Genomic DNA, 16,551 nt, shown 5'->3' with positions numbered 1-16,551 from the left:
CTGATTCTGAACCATGCTGTAATGAAGTGAATTGTTCTATCGTGCTTTGATTGTTTACAGATCGTGTTTAAAAACCTGTTGCCGGAAGATCTGCGTGTGTTTCAGGTCGTGGTGCGCCGCGCCAGCTTTGCGGCGGCGGCGCTGGAGCTGGGGGCCTCGCCCGCCTATGTGAGCAAGCGCATTCGCCTGCTGGAGCAGGAGCTGGCCGTCAAGCTGCTGCACCGCACCACGCGCCGGGTGGCGGTGACGGAAGAGGGCGAGCGGGTATTTCAGTGGGCGCAGCGCATCCTGGACGATATCGATCATCTGGTCGAAGAAGTCAGCACCACCAAGAGCGAGCCGCGCGGCCTGCTGCGCGTGAGCTGCAGCTTTGGCTTCGGGCGCAAGGTGGTGGCGCCGGCACTATCGAAGCTGATAGCGCTTCACCCCGGCTTGCAGCTGAGGCTGGAGGTGTTCGACCGCATTGTGGATGTGGCGGCCGAGGGCTTTGATCTGGATGTGCGCGTGGGCGACGAGATTGCGCCGCACCTGATTGCACGCCTGCTGGCAGCCAACCACCGCGTGCTGTGCGCTGCGCCTGCGTATCTGCAGCGCAAGAGCATGCCGCGCAGCGTGGATGAGCTTGCCGCCCATGACTGTCTGGTGATCAAGGAGCGTGACCACCCGTTCGGCGTATGGAAGCTGCGCGCCGGGGCCGAAGAGCGCACGCTGAAGGTGACAGGGCCGCTATCGACCAACAACGGCGAGATGGCCGTGCAATGGGCGGTGGACGGGCATGGCGTTGTGCTGCGTTCGCTATGGGATGTGCGTGCCGAACTGGCCGCCGGAACCCTGGTGCAGCTGCTGCCCGCCTGGCGGCAGGAGGCCAATGTCTGGGCCGTCTACCCGGCGCGTCTGAGTCGCTCGGCCAAGGTGCGCGTGGCCGTGGAGTTTCTGCAGGCGTTCTTTGAAACCTCCGGCATGGAAAAATCCACGCAGATTTGAATGCTACATGCCGCTGGCCTATTGTTTGCAAGCGTGGGTAGCGATTGAATTGATATTTTTTAGCGCATTTCAAACGCAAAAAAAGCGCCCGCAGGCGCTTTTTGGGAGTGGCGTGAGTTCGCCTCAAGGAGCCAGTGCGGCCTTGACGGCGGCAGACACCAGGCCCATATCGGCCTTGCCTGCCAGCTGGGACTTCACGGCGCCCATGACCTTGCCCATGTCGCCAGGGCCGGAAGCGCCGACTTCGGCCACGATGGCTTGGACGGCAGCGGTGATTTCGGCTTCGGTCATGCGCTGGGGCAGATAGACCTTGAGCACTTCCACTTCGGCTTTTTCCACGTCGGCCAGATCCTGGCGGTTGGCGGTTTCAAAAGCGGTGATGGAGTCTTTGCGCTGCTTGAGCAGCTTGTCGACGATGGCGATGACGGCTGCGTCATCAAGCTCCACGCGCTCGTCCACTTCTTTTTGCTTCATCGCGGCCAGCAGCAGGCGGATGGTTCCCAGGCGCACGCTGTCTTTGGCGCGCATGGCGTTCTTCATGTCTTCGGTGATCTGGGCTTTCAAGCTCATGGCTTTTCTCCTGGTGATGGAGGTCACCGCCTGAATCAGAAGCGGTGGCCAGAAAACAAAAAACCCGCGCCTGGCGTCCCGAGCGCGGGTTTGCGGCGTTTAACGGCCGACTGTCCTAACGAATTAGTACAGCTTCTTAGGCAGTTGCATGCTGCGAACGCGCTTGTAATGGCGCTTCACGGCAGCAGCCTTCTTGCGCTTGCGCTCGGCTGTAGGCTTTTCGTAGAACTCACGAGCACGCAGATCGGTCAGCAGACCCAGCTTTTCGATGGTGCGTTTGAAGCGGCGCAGGGCAACTTCATAGGGCTCGTTTTCTTTAACGCGGATGGTAGTCATTAGCGAATATTTCCAGATATCTGTGCTGTCAGAGGGTTCACAGGAGATCGAGCCTGTGAGCCATGGTCAGCGGTTGTTCCCCGTCTCTATTAACTAGTATGGCCGACGGGGTAATGCCAGCAAAGTCGAGCATTATAAACGATTGAAAAGACTCTGTCGAAGTAGCTGCGCAAATTCAATTTTACGCGGCACGGCCAGCAATGGCGGGGCACTGGTCAGCCCTGCTGAATGCCTGTGCCCTGGCACATCACTTGCTATCACAACAGAAGTGCTCAAGATAGCTGCAATGGTACGTAGCGACCCTGAGCGGGTTTGTCGCAGTGAAGATTTCGGCTGTTTTGTATACAGTTTTGGAAATTGATTTTCTTTGTTTTTGAGTTGAGAAATCAATTCATCAATCTCTGCTGTTGTTGATCCAGGAGTTCTTATGGTGTTGGAGTGTGTTGCACAGAATCTGATTTCGCGTCGCCAGTGGCTGGCATCGGCTGCCGGCGGTGCGGGCTTGCTCGTCCTGGGCGGTTGCGCCGCGCCGGCGGTCCAGCCTGCCCACAAAAATCTGGTGGTCGGCGGGCTATTTGCCGGCTCGCGCAGCGACAAAGGCTTTATGGAAGCTGGCTGGCGCGGACTGGAAAAGGCCAGAACCGAGCTGGGAGTGCAGACGCGTTTCATCGACGGTATTGCGCCCAAAAAAGAGCTGCTCGTGCCGGCGCTCACGCAGCTGGCCGAGCAGGGCGCGCAGCTGGTGATTGCCCATGGCGGCCAGAACAATCAGGCCGTGGCCGAAGTGGCGCCGCGCTTTCCCGGTACGCGCTTTGTGGTCACCCAGGGGCTGGTGCAGGGCAGCAATCTGAGCAGCTATGACGTGCTGCAAGAGGAGTCGGCCTATCTGGCCGGAGTGTTGGCGGCGCTGACGACCCAGACCGGCGTGGTCGGCCATATGTCGGGTATTCGCGTGCCGCCGGGCCTCAAGGGCCGCGCTGCCTATGCTGCCGGTGTGCGCGATACCAATCCCCGGGTCAAGCTGCTGACCAACTTCTCGGGCGATCAGGACGACAACGCCTTGTCCTATCGCGTGGCGCAGGCGCAGATTGCGGCCGGAGCCGATGTGATCTTCACCATGCTCAATGCGGGCCGCGATGGTGCGACGCGCGCTTGCCGCGAGAAAAAGGTGCGCCAGATCGGCAATGTGATCGACTGGACGCAGGTCGATCCGCAGGTTTTCGTGGCCTCGGCCTGGGCCGATGTGGGGATTGGCGTGTTCCAGGCCGTCAAGGACATGACGGTGAACGCTGCGCCGCAGTCCGGCATTGTCAAGATCGGTTTGCAGGACCCGGCTGCCGTGCGTCTGACCACGGCGGCCGATGTGCCCGCCGCCGTGCGCAGCCGCGTGGAGCAGGCCAGCCGCGCGATTGCTTCGGGTCAGCTCAAGGTGCCCGAGGCCTATAACGGGCCGGAGTTTTCCGTTTAAAAGCCTGCGCAGTTGATTTCGTCTTGATAGCGTCCTGCGCCCTGTTTCAGGGGCTCAGCACGCTTTTTCCATCAGGCATTGGCTGCGCTCGGCCAGCGCCTGGGCGCAGGCGGCGGCACTGGCCCAGGCCCACTGAAAGTTGTAGCCGCCCAGCCAGCCGGTGATATCCACCACTTCGCCGATGAAATACAGGCCGCTCTGGTTTTTGCACTCCATGGTCTGTTGCGACAGCACCTTGGTATCCACGCCGCCCAGCGTGACTTCGGCTTTTTTATAACCCTCGGTACCCGTGGGCGTGATCTCCCAGCGCGAGAGTTTTTGCGCCAGCGCGATCAGGGCCTTGTCCGAGGCCTCGGCAATCGGGCGCTGCCAGGCTGCATCCTGCTGCACCCAGGCATCGGCCAGACGGGCGGGCAGCCACTGGGCCAGCTCGTTGGCAATCAGCTTGCGCGAGCGCTGCTTGGCGGCCAGCAGCTCGGCTTCAAAATCCACCTCGGGGGCCAGATTGATGACCAGCGGCGTGCCGGGCTTCCAGTAGCTCGATATCTGCAGCACGGCCGGGCCGGACAGGCCGCGGTGGGTGAACAGCAAGTCCTCGTTAAAGGCCATGCGCTCTTTTTTGCTACCGGTGCTGATTTCAACCGGCAAGGCCAGGCCTGCCAGCTGGGCATAAGGCTGCCAGGCATCGCCGTCGAACGTCATGGGCACCAGGCCGGGCGTGCGCTCCACCAGCGGCAGATTGAATTGCTGGGCCAGGCGGTAGCCAAAGTCGCTGGCGCCAATCTTGGGAATGCTCAGGCCGCCGGTGGCAATTACCAGACTGGTGGCGTTCACCGGGCCGCGATCCGTATCGATTTGATAGCTCGCAGCGCTTTCCTCATTTGGGCTGCTGGCCAAAATCTCTATTTTTTTGACCCGGCAAGGCTGCCAGCGCTGCACCTGGCCTGCCGCGCATTCGGCCAACAGCATGGCGATGATGTCCTCGGCCGAGCGATCGGCAAACAGCTGGCCCTTGTGCTTTTCGTGGTGGGCAATGCCATGCTTGTCCATCAGCGCAATGAAATCGGCCGGCGTGAAGCGCGACAAGGCTGAGCGGCAGAACTGCGGGTTCTGCCCCACAAAATGCTTGTGCGGCGCCCGCACGTCCAGATCGCGGTTGGTGAAGTTGCAGCGCCCGCCGCCGGAGATGCGGATCTTCTCGGCCACTTTTTCGGCGTGATCGATCAGCAGCACCTTGAGGCCGCGCTGGCCTGCCTGCGCCGCACAAAACAGGCCGGCAGCACCGGCGCCTATGACGACAGCATCAAAAAAAACAGGGGAGGAAGACGGGGCGTGCGCAGACATTCAGACAAAGGAGCAGGGCAGGAACAGGGGGCGATTGTCCCAGAAGCGGCTTGCGCAGGCCTTGGCACAGGCTTATCCGGGCCGATTTGCACGGCTACGGAAGTCGCAGGGGAATATGCGTGGACGCCAAGCGCTGGCGGGTATTCAAATCTAAAATTGCAGCCCATGAATACCCCTTCCCATCAGCTGAGCATGACGGTGCTCATGTCGCCGGACATGGCCAATTTTTCGGGCAATGTGCACGGTGGCGCCATCTTGAAGCTGCTCGATCAGGTGGCCTACGCCTGTGCCAGCCGCTATGCGGGCCGTTATGTGGTGACGCTGAGCGTGGACCAGGTGATGTTTCTGCAGCCCATCCATGTGGGCGAGCTGGTGACGTTTCTGTCCAGCGTCAATCACACGGGCAAGTCGTCCATGGAAATCGGCATCAAGGTGGTGGCCGAGGACATCCGCAGCCAGGTGGTGCGCCATGTGAACAGCTGCTTTTTCACCATGGTGGCCGTTGACGACGACAAAAAGCCCGCACTGGTGCCGCCGCTGGAGCCTCAGGGCGATGAAGAAAAGCGCCGCTGGCAGGCTGCCATCATTCGCAAGGAGTTGCGCAAGGACATGGCAGAGCGTTTTGCCCAGATTCGCGTGACAACCAGCGCGAACGTCACACCCTGATCTTGCCGCCAGCCCTTACTGAGGGCCGGCTTTGCTGCTCGTCTTTGGTTGGTAGCGCGCCGGGCCAAAACGTCGGCGCGTTAAGCAGCGTCAGGCCACGGCGGCTTGCGGCTGGGTGTTTTGCTGGTCTTGCCAGGCGGCAACGCCTTGCACCACGTCGCCTACGACGATGATGCTGGGGCTACCCAGACCGTTGTCAGCAATGCACTGGGGCAGATCTTTCAAAAATGTGAGCGCATGGCGCTGCTGGGGCAAGCTTGCGTGCTGGATGACCGCCACGGGCGTGCTGCCGGGCAGGCCGGCCAGCAAGTCTTCGGTAATGCGCTCCACACTGCTCACGCCCATGTAGATCACCAGGGTGAGCTTGGCTGCATGGGCGGTGGCGGCCAGTTGGCGCCAGTCGGGGCCGCTGTCGCCGGGCTTGGCATGACCTGTCATGAAGAGCACGCCATGGGCGCGATCGCGGTGGGTCAGCGGCGCGCCCAGGCTGGTCAGACCTGCAAGACCCGAGGTGATGCCGTTGATGACCTGCACTTCGATACCGGCCTGGCGCAGGTGCTCGACCTCTTCGCCGCCGCGGCCAAAGATGAAGGGGTCGCCGCCCTTGAGGCGCACCACTTTCTCTCCCTCTTGCACGGCCGCAATCATCAGCTTTTCAATGAATGCCTGGGGCGTGCTCTTGCAGCCGCCGCGCTTGCCCACGTAAACCATGCGCGCTTGCGGATTGGCGTGGGCGGTGATGGCATCGCTGACGAGATCGTCCACAAACAAGACCGTGGCTGCCGCAATGGTTTTGGCTGCCTTGATGGTGAGCAGTTCGGGGTCGCCCGGGCCGGCGCCCACCAGCGTGCATTGGCCGGTGTGAAGTGGGGTATGAATAGTGCTTGGCATGGCGGTCTTTGTGGGGCTTGCCTGTGGGGCGAAATTTTTTGTACTCAGTCCGGGCAGCGGTGAAAGCTCTGCACCTGGGCCATGGCTTCGGCACCGGGCTGGTGAACAGCACGGTGCATGGCCTGAATCTGGGCTATCTGCTGGGTAATCGGTGCGGGAATCGCCAGCGTGCCTGCCAGCATGGCTTCGATGCGCTGGGCCGTCTGGGCGGCGCTCAGCCCTTGGGGTAATTCTGGCGCTGCGGGCTCGTCTCCAGCGGTTTGGCTGCTGAGCTGGCTGCTGTGAACCGCGCTGCGCTCAAAGCAGATCTGGCCGTCAATCAGGCCCAGGCTGGCAGGTTCACGATTGGGCGCTGCCACGGCTTCGCCTTCGGTTCCGCGCAGCAGCAGCGCACTGGCGTTGTGCAGGCCCAGGGTCTCGGCCATGGGATGGGCGTAGTCGGGATGGGTGTAGCTGGCCAACAGCAGGCTGCGCTGTGCCGCAGCCGCCGTGCCCGGGCCGCTCAAGGGATTGAGCAGTTTGACGATGCTGTGTGTGGGATTGCGCAATCCAATCTGGCGGCGCACCTGCAGCAAGCGTTCGAGCGAGGGAAGCAGATGGCGGGTCTGCATCCAGGCCATCTGACCTGCTGCGAGGGGCGTAGGCTTTTGCAGCACCGGCCAGCCCAGTTGCTGCCAGACAGCACCTGTGCTGACCCGTTTGTCTTCGGTATCGCAACCGTGTACCAGTACCGGTAGACCCTGGCGGGCCAGCAGCGCTGCCAGCAGTGGCACCAGATTGGGTAGCTTGCGCGCACCGTTATAGCTGGGCAGCACCACGACGGGGATCGCAGGCGAGGCCGTGGGCCAGGCCGGCAGACGCTGCTGCGTGGCATCCAGAAATCCGGCCAGCTCCTGGGCGCTTTCGCCCTTGAAACGCATGGCAATGCAGAACGCGCCCAACTCCAGATCGCTGACTTGTCCGTCCAGCAGCTTGCCCATCAGGTCTGCGGCCTGCTCACGCGTAAGCGAGCGAGCACCCTTGGTGCCGCGGCCGATGTCCTTGATATAGGGGCTGATACTCATGATTTATGTAATTGTCCTCATAACGAACGAGTTTCATACGATGAAGTCGTTATAAGCAAATGACGTGCCAGAAGGGGAGCACCCCGGTGCTAATTTTTGCATCAAAGTTCGGCGTCGCAGACTTTCATCGCAGGCCTACGCAACCAGCAGCGGTGCACGGGCCGACGTCTTCAACTACATCGAGATGGCCATCCCAGAAGCGCCACGTTTCGATCAGTGGCCTTCACTGGCAGAGGCCGAGATGCCATTGCCAACGGCTCAAAGGGATTCAAAAAAATCCGAGGCGATTCACTGCTGACGCCAATCTATGCACGCATGCGAATATGGCGTGGGCTTTGTTGTGCAGGTAGATGGAAATTAAAGGTATTCCCTATTGACTACTACAGATGTAAAAGATAGGAGTTTGTCTTGCGAATGGGCGTCGGCTGATAGCATTTTTTTATCAATGCGATCATTTGTAATAAAGTACTTTAAAGCTCTGCATTTTTCGATATTTGAATCATATGATTATTTTTATTTCTTAGCACAAAATATAAGAAATTTCATTTCATTTAACGAATCGTTGTATTTTTCCCATGTTTCTGAAAATGCTTGAAATAAATGTGAGTGCTTACTTTTGCTTTTGCGCTTGATTTAGATGGCGTTTTGAGTTTTTTTAGATGATTGAAAAGATTGCAAAAGAATCAAATGTAAAAAAAAGTCACATAGAATATAAATAAAATTTAATATGTTTTGATAATTTTCTGAAAGGTTATTTCTATGCAATATACAAAATCTAAATTTGTCTTCGCGAGTTTGGCTGCCGCAGCACTGGTTGCATGCGGTGGTGGGGGAGGCGGCGGTAACAGTGGAGGAGGAACGACTCCTGTTGCTTCATCCGTTGCATTTACAGGTACTGCAGCAAAAGGCATTATGAAAAATGCCATTGTTAAGGTTTATGAGAGCACTGACCTTACCAAACAAATCACAACTAAACCTCTAGAAGTTCGAACCAATCCCGACGGTACTTTTGCGTTTGACGTTGAATCTGGAAAAGGTCCTTTTGTTATCGAAGTTGTTGCGGATGCCAATACTGAGTATCTGAATGAGTTGAAAATAAAAGATGGTGAATTCGTGTTTGAAAAAGCACCTATTGGCATGAAAATGCGCAGCTTCGTTGAGAAGCCCAAAGAGGGAGAGAAAGCGCAAGGAATGGTGAATCCCTTCACCGAGGCCGCCGTCACCTATGCTGCAAAAAATGGCTTTAGTGCAGAGGCCATGACATATGGTAAAAATCTGGCCAAACAATTGGCTGGTGTTGATCCATTTACCATCAAGCCCATTACATCTATTAATGACTTGTCCAAGCCAGGCTTTGAAGAATCTGCAAAGCTCATGCATGCATTGGTTGGATTCTCCAGCCAGAGCGAAGGCTGCGTCAGCGCAATCGAAACAGATCCTATCAAGTGCCAACTTGAAAAAATAAACTCGGTCGCTCAGGATGTTGCATCGGGTAGCTTGTCAAAGCTAGAGGTATTTGTAGGTGCTCAATGGAAATCGGCTGATGACGCACTTGCTGCACTCGTAGGTGATAATCCTCTTTTGAACATTATTAAGAAAGCCGTTCCTACTACGCCAGAGATCACAATACCCAAGCCGCCTGCACCATCCGAAAGTGCCTTCTTCGATTTGCTCGAGGCCAAAGTCAAGGAATCTGATTCCATCATTAAATTCTTGGATGATGATCTCAGTGGCAATTATAAGTACTTGACCAGCATGAGTACTTATGCCATCGTTAACCAAGCATATGGCTTTGTCAATGATTGCCAAATCTCCTCTGCTTCCGAAATCACTTGTGATCAAGGGTCTAACTGGACTGTTACGCCAAATAATAAAAAAGAAGCCATTCGCATTCTCAGTGGTAGTAACTCTGGCGGCGTAATTTCCGGTAAAATTTCTGTCCAGGCAGCGACTGCAGTTGTAGATGGAAAAAATTATACGGTCGCCACATTTGTTGGAAACAGGTTGCTTGATGCCAAAAAGGAATCTGATCTGAATTTGACGCTTAAATATGATGCGGCCAATCCCCCTGGTAAGGGCTGGAACAAGAATCCGCTCATTTCCCTTGCTGTTGACAGCAAATTTAAGGCCTATAGCGGTAGCAAGAATACCGAAGTCACCCTCAAGAATGCCGTTCTGAAACCCAATGCGGATGGCATCGTTGATTTTTCTGGCGATTCTACTCTGCTAACCTCAAAGGGCGATTCCTTTAAGGGTGCTATTACTTCTAAGGTAGCAGTGAAAAACAATGCTTATGCACTGGAGACATTTACCTTTAGATCTAGCGAAGGGAAACTGATGCGTAGCGGTACTGCTTATCCAGCCTCTTTGGCAGTCAAGGGTAATTACGCTTCTGCAGAATACGCTGGAAAGGATTTCGATCAATTTGAAATCAATGGCAGCATTGGCCTTGGTGCTGGTGCTACCGCTGATCAGTACGAACTCAATATTGCTCGAAATAGTGCGAATACCCTGAGTTCAACGCTGCGACTGTACAATTTGATTGCAACAATCAATGCGACTGAATCTGCAAGCGGTAAATACTGCTTCCCTGCAGAGGATGGTAAAAAACTGTGCGCCAACAGTATCCAAATCGCTTCTAATCATGGCTTGTACAAGGTCAATGATTTTGATTTCGACAATTTTAGTGGCCAAATTTACGAAGGCAGCCAGCTTATTGGTGATATTAAATCGGGTGTCATCAAAGTCAATGGTCGTGAATTTTCTCTGAGGTAAGTCCATTGCGGTAAATAATAGGGGGTTATAAAACCCCCTATTTTATTTGAAAAATCTAAAAATTATCAATTATGAATAGATTTAAAATATCTATTTTCATCTTGTTTTCCGTATTTCTGCAAACAAGTCATGCGCAAACTTTTTATGCAGGTGGAGAGCATAAATCAACTGCAGACTTATTTTATCCCGAGCAGTGGAAGAGTAAAGAGTTAAAGGCCACAACTGATAATATTGCTGGAAATTTTAATATTTCAGCCGGTGTATCAAAAAATTATTTAGATGCCGAATTCGACATATCGCAGAAGTTGCAAGGATATTTCTGGGGTAATGGGAACATGGTGTTCGTTGCGGCGAAGGCAAATGGAATTAAAATTCCAAAAGCAGAAGGTAGTTATTCTTTGGAAGGGAAATATTATTTCCTTCATTCAACGCAGTTCACTGTAAAAAAAGATATTAAATTTTCAGAGAATTTTAAAATTCGCCTGGAGCCACATATTTTTTCAATCCATGATTTTCATTATGGAGAGTCAAATTTAAATATTAATGTTAAAGGTAAAACAGGTGTTCTGAGAGGAACGCTTAATAGGGTTGGAACCAGATCATTTGGCATTCTTCGAAACGAAAAGGACGATTCAGGCTGGGGATGGGGTTTGAATTTTTCAGCGGATTATCAATTAGGACCTTTGGCATTCAACGCAAGAGTTGAAAACTTGCTAAGCCAATTAAGATTTTCCACTATCCATTACAGCGATAGAACCTATAATGCATCCGTTCAAGGGGGGAGCATTTATGGTGCTGGAGATAATCTGGCGTTGACAGGGCGATATAATTATAAAAGCACAACCATGAGGCTGCCTGTATTAACCAACATCGGTGTAAGGCATGATTCATTCGATAATTTTTCTGTTGGGGCTTACAGTCTGGGCAATGTAGTGGTGCCATGGGTCAACATGGATTTTCGTTACCAAGATTTTGGATTTTCCATATCTAGCATGAAATTTAAAAATCTAATGCTGAGTTTGTCCTGGATGCCGCAGAAAAATTTTCAAGCGGGCGTTGGCTTGCATTACACAAAAGAAAGTTCCGTACAACTGGCAAGCATGTATGCTCGCTATGAATGGTAAATTTTGAAATGTGTTAATTGCCTGTGCTGAGGCTATATGCCTCAGTACCACTTCCAGTATCAGAGAACATCTGCATAGCTCTCCGCGCGGGTATTTTTACATGTGTTCTGGGTGCAGCTTTATCTAGCTGGCTTGATATCGGTTCGAACACTTCCAGCAAGTAGATTGCCATGTAGTAGTGGTTCGCACTCAGCGAACTCTCCATGGAAGAAGCAGTGCATGCAATGCCTCTGTTTCTGTTGTCTATGAAGTGTTTTGCACCAAAGGCGAGACCGGATTTCTACCGGCCTCGAGGATATTTGAACTCTGCTCAGCAGCGGTCAATCAATTGCGCCTTATGGGCGGCAAACACAAAGTCCAGAAAGGCCTTGGCCCGTTCGGGCAGGTGTTTGCGGCTCGGCAAGGCGGCCAATACGCAGTAGCGCCCCGTAATCCAGCCTGGCAGAACCTGTTCGAGCACGCCTTGGTTCAGGAAGGGGCGTGCTGAATCCATGGTGAAGGTGGCGATGCCTGCGCCGTCCAGAACCATTTGCAAGATGCTGGCGGTCTGATTGATGGTGATGGCGGCTTGCACCTCAATGTCATGTGACGGTGGCTCATCCATTTTTTGATCGCTGCGCCACAAGCTGAAGCTGTCGCGATGCAGCCCTGCGGGGCGGCGCAGCACGCACATATGCTGTGCCAGTTCCTGAGGCGTCTGCGGCAGGCCATGGCGGGCGATATAGGCGGGCGACGCACACAGTATGGCTTCGGAGGTGGACAGCGTGCGCGCCACGATGCTGGAGTCATAGCCCTCAGGCACCTGCAAAAAACCCAGGTCGTAGCGATTCAGATCGGGCAAAGGATGTGCGTCCACATACACATCCAGCGAGATACCTGGGTATTGCTCGCGAAAGGCAGCGGCCAGCGGAGATACCAGCGCATCGGTCAGCGATGGGGCCGCGACGATGCGCAGCACGCCGCTGAGCGCACTGGTCTTGCTTTGCACTTCTGCGCTGGCCGTGTCCACCGCTTCCAGAATTTCACGCACACGGACTGCATAGCGCTCGCCTGCGGCGGTCAGGCTCACACGTCGTGTCGTGCGTTGCAGCAGACGTGTTCCCAATTGATTTTCCAGTGCCGCAATGTGGCGTGTGACATGGGGTGTCGTCATCGACAGGCGGCGTGCTGCGGCAGTAAAGCCGCCTTCCTGTGCTACGGACAAAAACACCTGCATGGTTTGCAAACGGTCTAACACAAGGAAAAGGCCTCTTTTGAGCTGAAGAAGAGGCTTGATTATTACGAGTGACGTAACAATCAATTGTCCGTAGGTGTATTTTTTCTTGTTTCCGTAAGGCTTAGAGTGAGAGCAAGTGCAAACATTTTTTGCTGTAGCTGATTTCAGCACTTCAATTCACCACGTAACAAACACCAAAAACGGTGTGCTGGCAGGCTTTTGAGTCGCTGCACACCGTCTTTTTTTTGGCGATTTTTGTAGTCGTTGACCGGCTTGTAAACGGCCGAGCGTGGAAGTGAAAGCTGCAGCGCCGTCCTTCGCGTAAGCGTGGGTGCTTGCCGACCAATGGGCAGTGTGCGGCATCCATTCAAACGACAACATCCCACCATGACATCTATGACTCACTTTTCTTTGCCCGGCCTGCAACGCCGGCACCTGCTGGGGGGCGCATTAGCCGTTGGCGCCGTGCAATTGGCTCCCTGGAGCTGGGCGGCGGCGCCCGTTACGGACGCCAGCCGTTTCATGGCGCTGTCGAGCTATCTGACGGAGCGCAGTGACTTGAACGCCAGGCTAGGGGCCCGCATGCAGACGGCCTTGCAAGCCGTGAATGCGCAGTTTGCTGCGCAGGTCGATGCCTTGTGGCAATGGGTTGACGGCCAGAAAGTGCCGCTGGCCCAGCTTAACGAGCGTCTGAAGGCCGAGAAGCCCGAACTGGCTGGCGTTCCCGCTCAGCTCATGCAAGCCTGGTATTTGGGCGTTGCTGGTGCAGGCACGCAAGCCAAGGTCGTGGCCTATGAGTTTGCGCTCAATGCACAAGTGGTCTCGGACAAGCTCAAGCCGCCCACCTATGCCTACGGCATGTATGGCAGCTGGAGCGCTAATCCCACGAGGTTCGATCTCAAGTTGCAGCCTGTTCACGCCTGATGCGCAGCACATAACAACAAATACCCCACAAAGAACACCATGGCTGAATCTACACAATCTGCCGACTACGTCATCGTCGGCGCCGGCATCATCGGCGCCATGCTGGCGACCAAGCTGGCCAAGGCCGACGCTTCCGTGCTCATGCTGGAAGCCGGCGATCATGTCAAGCGTGGCGAAATCGTCTCGCGTTTTCGCAACTCGCCGCGCCGCAGCGACTGGATGTCGCCTTATCCCTCGCTGGATACGGCACCACACCCCATCTACAAGCCCGAAGAGAACAATCACCTGGTCCAGGCCGGGCCCTATCCCTACAAGGCCGAGTACATCCGCCAGGTAGGCGGCACCAGCTGGCACTGGGCTGCGCACGCATGGCGCAATGTGCCGGGTGATTTCAAGATCAAGTCGCTGTACGGCGTGGGTGTGGATTGGCCGTTTGACTACGACGATCTGGAGCCCTATTACCAGGAAGCGGAAGAAATCATGGGCGTCTGCGGCTCGACCGAAACCGGATCGCCCCGCAGCAAGCCCTTCCCCATGGACCCAGTGGCCGAGCCTTTTGCCATGCAGCGCGTGCGCGAGCGCCTGGCCGGTACCTATAACGTGGTGGCCAACACGGTAGCGCGCAACAGCCGCTCGTTTGACGGCCGTCCGCCTTGCTGCGGCAACAACAGCTGCCAGCCTATCTGCCCCATCGATGCGCAATACCACGGCGGCATTGCCGTGCAGCAGGCACTGGCGGTTGGCGTGAAGCTGCAGGTGCGCGCCAATGTGTTCCAGCTGGAGCACGATGCACAGGGCCGCATCATTGCCGTCAACTACTACGACCCCGACAAAAACGTTCACCGCGTGACGGGCAAGACTTTTATCGTGGCTTCCAACGGTATCGAGTCGCCCCGCCTGCTGCTGCTGTCCAAGAGCGACAAGTTCAAGAACGGTATTGCCAACGACAACGACATGGTGGGTCGCCATCTGATGGACCACCCTAGCACCTCGCTGACCTTTGATGCCGATGAAGACGTGTGGCTGGGCCGTGGCCCGCAAAGCCCCAGCTCCATCAACACCATGCGCGATGGCACTTTCCGTGCGGAACATTCGCCTTACCGCCTGGACTTCACCAATATCTCCCGGGTGGACGGTGCCACCAACTCGCTGCTCAAGGCTGGCGTCTATGGCAAGGAATTTGCCGAGAAGCTGCGCCACTCTGCCGCACGTGAAATGAATGTGAAAAGCGTGCTGGAAGTATTGCCCGATCCCGAGCGCCGCATCGACCTGGCCGACGAAAAAGATGCCATGGGCCTGCAAAAGCCCCGTGCCCACTACAGCATTGACGACTACACCTTCCGTGGTCACAAGCGCGCGCAAAAAGACTTTGCCAAGATCGCCGAGCTGATGGGAGGCACGAATCTGCGCTTCACCAAAGACGACGACTTTTCCAACAACCAGCATATCTGCGGCACGCTGAGCATGGGCTCGGACCGCACCATCTCGGTGTGCGACGAGTTCGGCCGCGCCTGGAACCACGAAAACCTGTATTTCGCCTCCACCGGCGTGCTGCCCACCTCGTCCACCTGCAACTCCACGCTCAACGGCATTGCCGTGGCCCTGCGCACCGGCGCCCACATGATTGCGGAAAACGGCGGCCCCGCCATGCTCCCGCGCAGCAACACGCTAGGTGCCAAGGCTTGAGCGAGGAAACCACCATGAACAAGACTCTGTTTTCCTCCTCCCTGTGGGCTGGCGCCGTGCTGGCTGCGGCTGCCATGGCGGCATCCTCGCCCGTTCTGGCGGCTTCTCCCGCAGCAACTTCAGCAGCCGCTCCCGCCGCTGCCACTGCATCGACCGATGTGGAACGTGGCCGCTACCTGGCCACTGCAGGCGACTGTATTGCCTGCCATACCGCCGTGGGCGGCAAAGCCATGGCGGGCGGTTTGGCCATGGCAAGCCCGCTGGGCTCGATCTATTCGACCAATATCACCCCGTCAAAAACGCATGGCATTGGCAACTACTCGCTGGAGCAGTTCAGCAATGCTCTGCGCTATGGCAAGCGTGCGGATGGTGCCAACCTCTATCCGGCCATGCCGTACACCGCGTACGCCAAGACCAGCGACGAGGACATTGCCGCCCTGTACGCCTACTTCATGCAGGGCGTGGAGGCGGTCGATGTGGCCGCGCCCGTCACCGCGCTGCCGTTTCCTTTCAGCATCCGCGCATCGCTGAGCGTGTGGAACAGCTTGTTCCATGACGCCACGCCTTACAAGGCCGATGACTCGCAAACCCCTGAGTGGAATCGCGGTGCCTATCTGGCCCAGGGCCTGGCGCACTGCACCACCTGCCACACACCGCGCAATGCCATGATGGCCGAAGACATGAAGCGCTCTTTGGGCGGCGGCGAGATCGGCGGCTGGTATGCGCCCAATATCAGCTCGGACAAGACCAGCGGCATTGGCCAATGGTCGGAGCAAGAGCTGATTGCCTATCTGAGCGGCCAGCCCGTTCCCGGCAAAGGTGCTGCGTCGGGCCCCATGGCTGAAGCCATTGACCACAGCTTGAAGCACTTGAGGCCTGAGGACATGAAGGCGATCGTCACCTATATCCGATCCGTGCCTGCCGTGGCCGATGCCAGCGTGAAGCAGGCTGCGGACAGCTTTGGCAAGGCAAGAGACGATCTGGACAGCTTGCGTGGCACCGAGCTGCCCAAGGACCATGACACCATGACCGGCGCACAGCTGTATGACGCCAACTGCGCCAGCTGCCACCAGGCGCAAGGCCAGGGTACAGAAGGCGGCGGCCTGCCATCGCTGTTTGCCAATACCAGCCTGGGCCACAGCAATAGCAACAATCTGGTGCAGGTTCTGCTGCACGGCGTGGAGCGTCACGGCGTCGACTCCGTCATGCCCGCGTTCAGTCATGAGCTCAGCGACAAGCAAATCGTGACTCTGGGCAACTACCTGCTGGCCAGCTATGGCAATCCGGCAGCCAAGGTGACCGAGCAGCAAGTGGCCGAGCTGCGCGACCCGGCCAAGGCCGGTGCCAGCGGTTTGCTGATCTTTGCCCGCATCGGCATGGCCGCTGCTGTGGTCGCCGCGCTGGCCGTGATCGTCTGGTTGCTGCGCCGCAAACGCAACAGCTGACCTACGATCCAGCCGAGACTCATGGCACGGCATGTGCTGCAAGCTCGATTGGAGGATG

14 protein-coding genes are annotated in these 16,551 nt (G+C 56.3%); 8 read left to right on the top strand and 6 right to left on the bottom strand.

Annotation, left to right across the window (positions count from 1 at the left end; genetic code table 11):
• Positions 1 to 63: 63 nt before the first annotated feature.
• Positions 64 to 984 (top strand): LysR substrate-binding domain-containing protein, encoded by a 921-nt coding sequence (locus tag EAO39_RS17345; protein ID WP_205589404.1) that lies wholly within the window; start codon positions 64 to 66, stop codon positions 982 to 984.
• Positions 985 to 1,107: 123 nt separating this feature from the next.
• Here EAO39_RS17345 and EAO39_RS17340 read toward each other — a convergent pair whose 3' ends face one another.
• Positions 1,108 to 1,554 carry a GatB/YqeY domain-containing protein gene (locus EAO39_RS17340; RefSeq protein ID WP_120969913.1) on the bottom strand — a complete coding sequence of 149 codons (447 nt, stop codon included), beginning with the start codon at positions 1,552 to 1,554 and terminating at the stop codon, positions 1,108 to 1,110.
• Positions 1,555 to 1,677: 123 nt separating this feature from the next.
• Positions 1,678 to 1,890: a 30S ribosomal protein S21 gene (gene rpsU, locus EAO39_RS17335; protein ID WP_003052999.1), complete on the bottom strand. Its 213-nt coding sequence runs from the start codon at positions 1,888 to 1,890 to the stop codon at positions 1,678 to 1,680.
• Between the two features lie 427 nt (positions 1,891 to 2,317).
• Between rpsU and EAO39_RS17330 the strand changes: the two genes are divergently transcribed.
• Positions 2,318 to 3,358 (top strand): BMP family protein, encoded by a 1,041-nt coding sequence (locus EAO39_RS17330; RefSeq protein ID WP_120969910.1) that lies wholly within the window; start codon positions 2,318 to 2,320, stop codon positions 3,356 to 3,358.
• A 54-nt stretch (positions 3,359 to 3,412) separates the two neighbouring features.
• Here the strand turns inward: EAO39_RS17330 and EAO39_RS17325 are convergent, their stop codons facing one another.
• Positions 3,413 to 4,702, bottom strand: coding sequence for an NAD(P)/FAD-dependent oxidoreductase (locus tag EAO39_RS17325; RefSeq protein ID WP_120969907.1), 1,290 nt, complete (start codon positions 4,700 to 4,702; stop codon positions 3,413 to 3,415).
• Between the two features lie 165 nt (positions 4,703 to 4,867).
• On the opposite strand from EAO39_RS17325, the gene EAO39_RS17320 reads away from it, so the two are divergent.
• Positions 4,868 to 5,368, top strand: coding sequence for an acyl-CoA thioesterase (locus tag EAO39_RS17320; protein WP_120969904.1), 501 nt, complete (start codon positions 4,868 to 4,870; stop codon positions 5,366 to 5,368).
• A gap of 90 nt (positions 5,369 to 5,458) precedes the next feature.
• Here the strand turns inward: EAO39_RS17320 and cobA are convergent, their stop codons facing one another.
• Positions 5,459 to 6,259, bottom strand: coding sequence for a uroporphyrinogen-III C-methyltransferase (gene cobA / locus EAO39_RS17315; RefSeq protein ID WP_120969901.1), 801 nt, complete (start codon positions 6,257 to 6,259; stop codon positions 5,459 to 5,461).
• Positions 6,260 to 6,303: 44 nt separating this feature from the next.
• Positions 6,304 to 7,323, bottom strand: coding sequence for a DNA-binding protein YbiB (ybiB, locus tag EAO39_RS17310; RefSeq protein WP_120969898.1), 1,020 nt, complete (start codon positions 7,321 to 7,323; stop codon positions 6,304 to 6,306).
• 759 nt (positions 7,324 to 8,082) lie between these two features.
• Between ybiB and EAO39_RS17305 the strand changes: the two genes are divergently transcribed.
• Together EAO39_RS17305 and EAO39_RS22725 are read left to right on the top strand one after the other, a co-directional pair.
• On the top strand, positions 8,083 to 10,098 hold the full coding sequence (locus tag EAO39_RS17305; RefSeq protein WP_162989604.1) for a hypothetical protein: 2,016 nt from the start codon (positions 8,083 to 8,085) through the stop codon (positions 10,096 to 10,098).
• Positions 10,099 to 10,169: 71 nt separating this feature from the next.
• On the top strand, positions 10,170 to 11,222 hold the full coding sequence (locus EAO39_RS22725) for a porin family protein (protein WP_162989603.1): 1,053 nt from the start codon (positions 10,170 to 10,172) through the stop codon (positions 11,220 to 11,222).
• A gap of 310 nt (positions 11,223 to 11,532) precedes the next feature.
• Here EAO39_RS22725 and EAO39_RS17300 read toward each other — a convergent pair whose 3' ends face one another.
• A complete protein-coding gene (locus EAO39_RS17300; protein WP_162989602.1) occupies positions 11,533 to 12,459 on the bottom strand; it encodes a LysR family transcriptional regulator in 927 nt (308 codons plus the stop codon).
• A gap of 375 nt (positions 12,460 to 12,834) precedes the next feature.
• Here EAO39_RS17300 and EAO39_RS17295 point away from each other — a divergent pair, with 375 nt between their 5' ends.
• From EAO39_RS17295 to EAO39_RS17285, 3 genes are read left to right on the top strand one after another with little or no spacing between them, the layout of a single operon-like run.
• Positions 12,835 to 13,362, top strand: a complete 528-nt coding sequence (locus EAO39_RS17295) for a sugar dehydrogenase complex small subunit (protein ID WP_162989601.1) — start codon at positions 12,835 to 12,837, stop codon at positions 13,360 to 13,362.
• A gap of 39 nt (positions 13,363 to 13,401) precedes the next feature.
• A complete protein-coding gene (locus EAO39_RS17290) occupies positions 13,402 to 15,048 on the top strand; it encodes a GMC family oxidoreductase (RefSeq protein WP_120969886.1) in 1,647 nt (548 codons plus the stop codon).
• Between the two features lie 14 nt (positions 15,049 to 15,062).
• Positions 15,063 to 16,493, top strand: coding sequence for a c-type cytochrome (locus EAO39_RS17285; RefSeq protein WP_120969881.1), 1,431 nt, complete (start codon positions 15,063 to 15,065; stop codon positions 16,491 to 16,493).
• Positions 16,494 to 16,551 lie beyond the last annotated feature (58 nt).

The sequence above is a fragment of the Comamonas sp. lk genome (assembly GCF_900564145.1).
Taxonomy (GTDB): Bacteria; Pseudomonadota; Gammaproteobacteria; order Burkholderiales; family Burkholderiaceae_C; genus Comamonas.
Note: the sequence above shows the minus strand (reverse complement) of the source record. Positions and strands in the feature narration are given on the sequence as shown.

Coding starts and splice junctions, on each gene's coding strand:
- EAO39_RS17320 (WP_120969904.1), top strand. CDS start 4,868: ATGAATACCCCTTCCCATCAGCTGAGCATGACGGTGCTCATGTCGCCG.
- ybiB (WP_120969898.1), bottom strand. CDS start 7,323: ATGAGTATCAGCCCCTATATCAAGGACATCGGCCGCGGCACCAAGGGT.
- rpsU (WP_003052999.1), bottom strand. CDS start 1,890: ATGACTACCATCCGCGTTAAAGAAAACGAGCCCTATGAAGTTGCCCTG.
- EAO39_RS17290 (WP_120969886.1), top strand. CDS start 13,402: ATGGCTGAATCTACACAATCTGCCGACTACGTCATCGTCGGCGCCGGC.
- cobA (WP_120969901.1), bottom strand. CDS start 6,259: ATGCCAAGCACTATTCATACCCCACTTCACACCGGCCAATGCACGCTG.
- EAO39_RS17330 (WP_120969910.1), top strand. CDS start 2,318: ATGGTGTTGGAGTGTGTTGCACAGAATCTGATTTCGCGTCGCCAGTGG.
- EAO39_RS17285 (WP_120969881.1), top strand. CDS start 15,063: ATGAACAAGACTCTGTTTTCCTCCTCCCTGTGGGCTGGCGCCGTGCTG.
- EAO39_RS17325 (WP_120969907.1), bottom strand. CDS start 4,702: ATGTCTGCGCACGCCCCGTCTTCCTCCCCTGTTTTTTTTGATGCTGTC.
- EAO39_RS17340 (WP_120969913.1), bottom strand. CDS start 1,554: ATGAGCTTGAAAGCCCAGATCACCGAAGACATGAAGAACGCCATGCGC.
- EAO39_RS22725 (WP_162989603.1), top strand. CDS start 10,170: ATGAATAGATTTAAAATATCTATTTTCATCTTGTTTTCCGTATTTCTG.
- EAO39_RS17295 (WP_162989601.1), top strand. CDS start 12,835: ATGACTCACTTTTCTTTGCCCGGCCTGCAACGCCGGCACCTGCTGGGG.
- EAO39_RS17305 (WP_162989604.1), top strand. CDS start 8,083: ATGCAATATACAAAATCTAAATTTGTCTTCGCGAGTTTGGCTGCCGCA.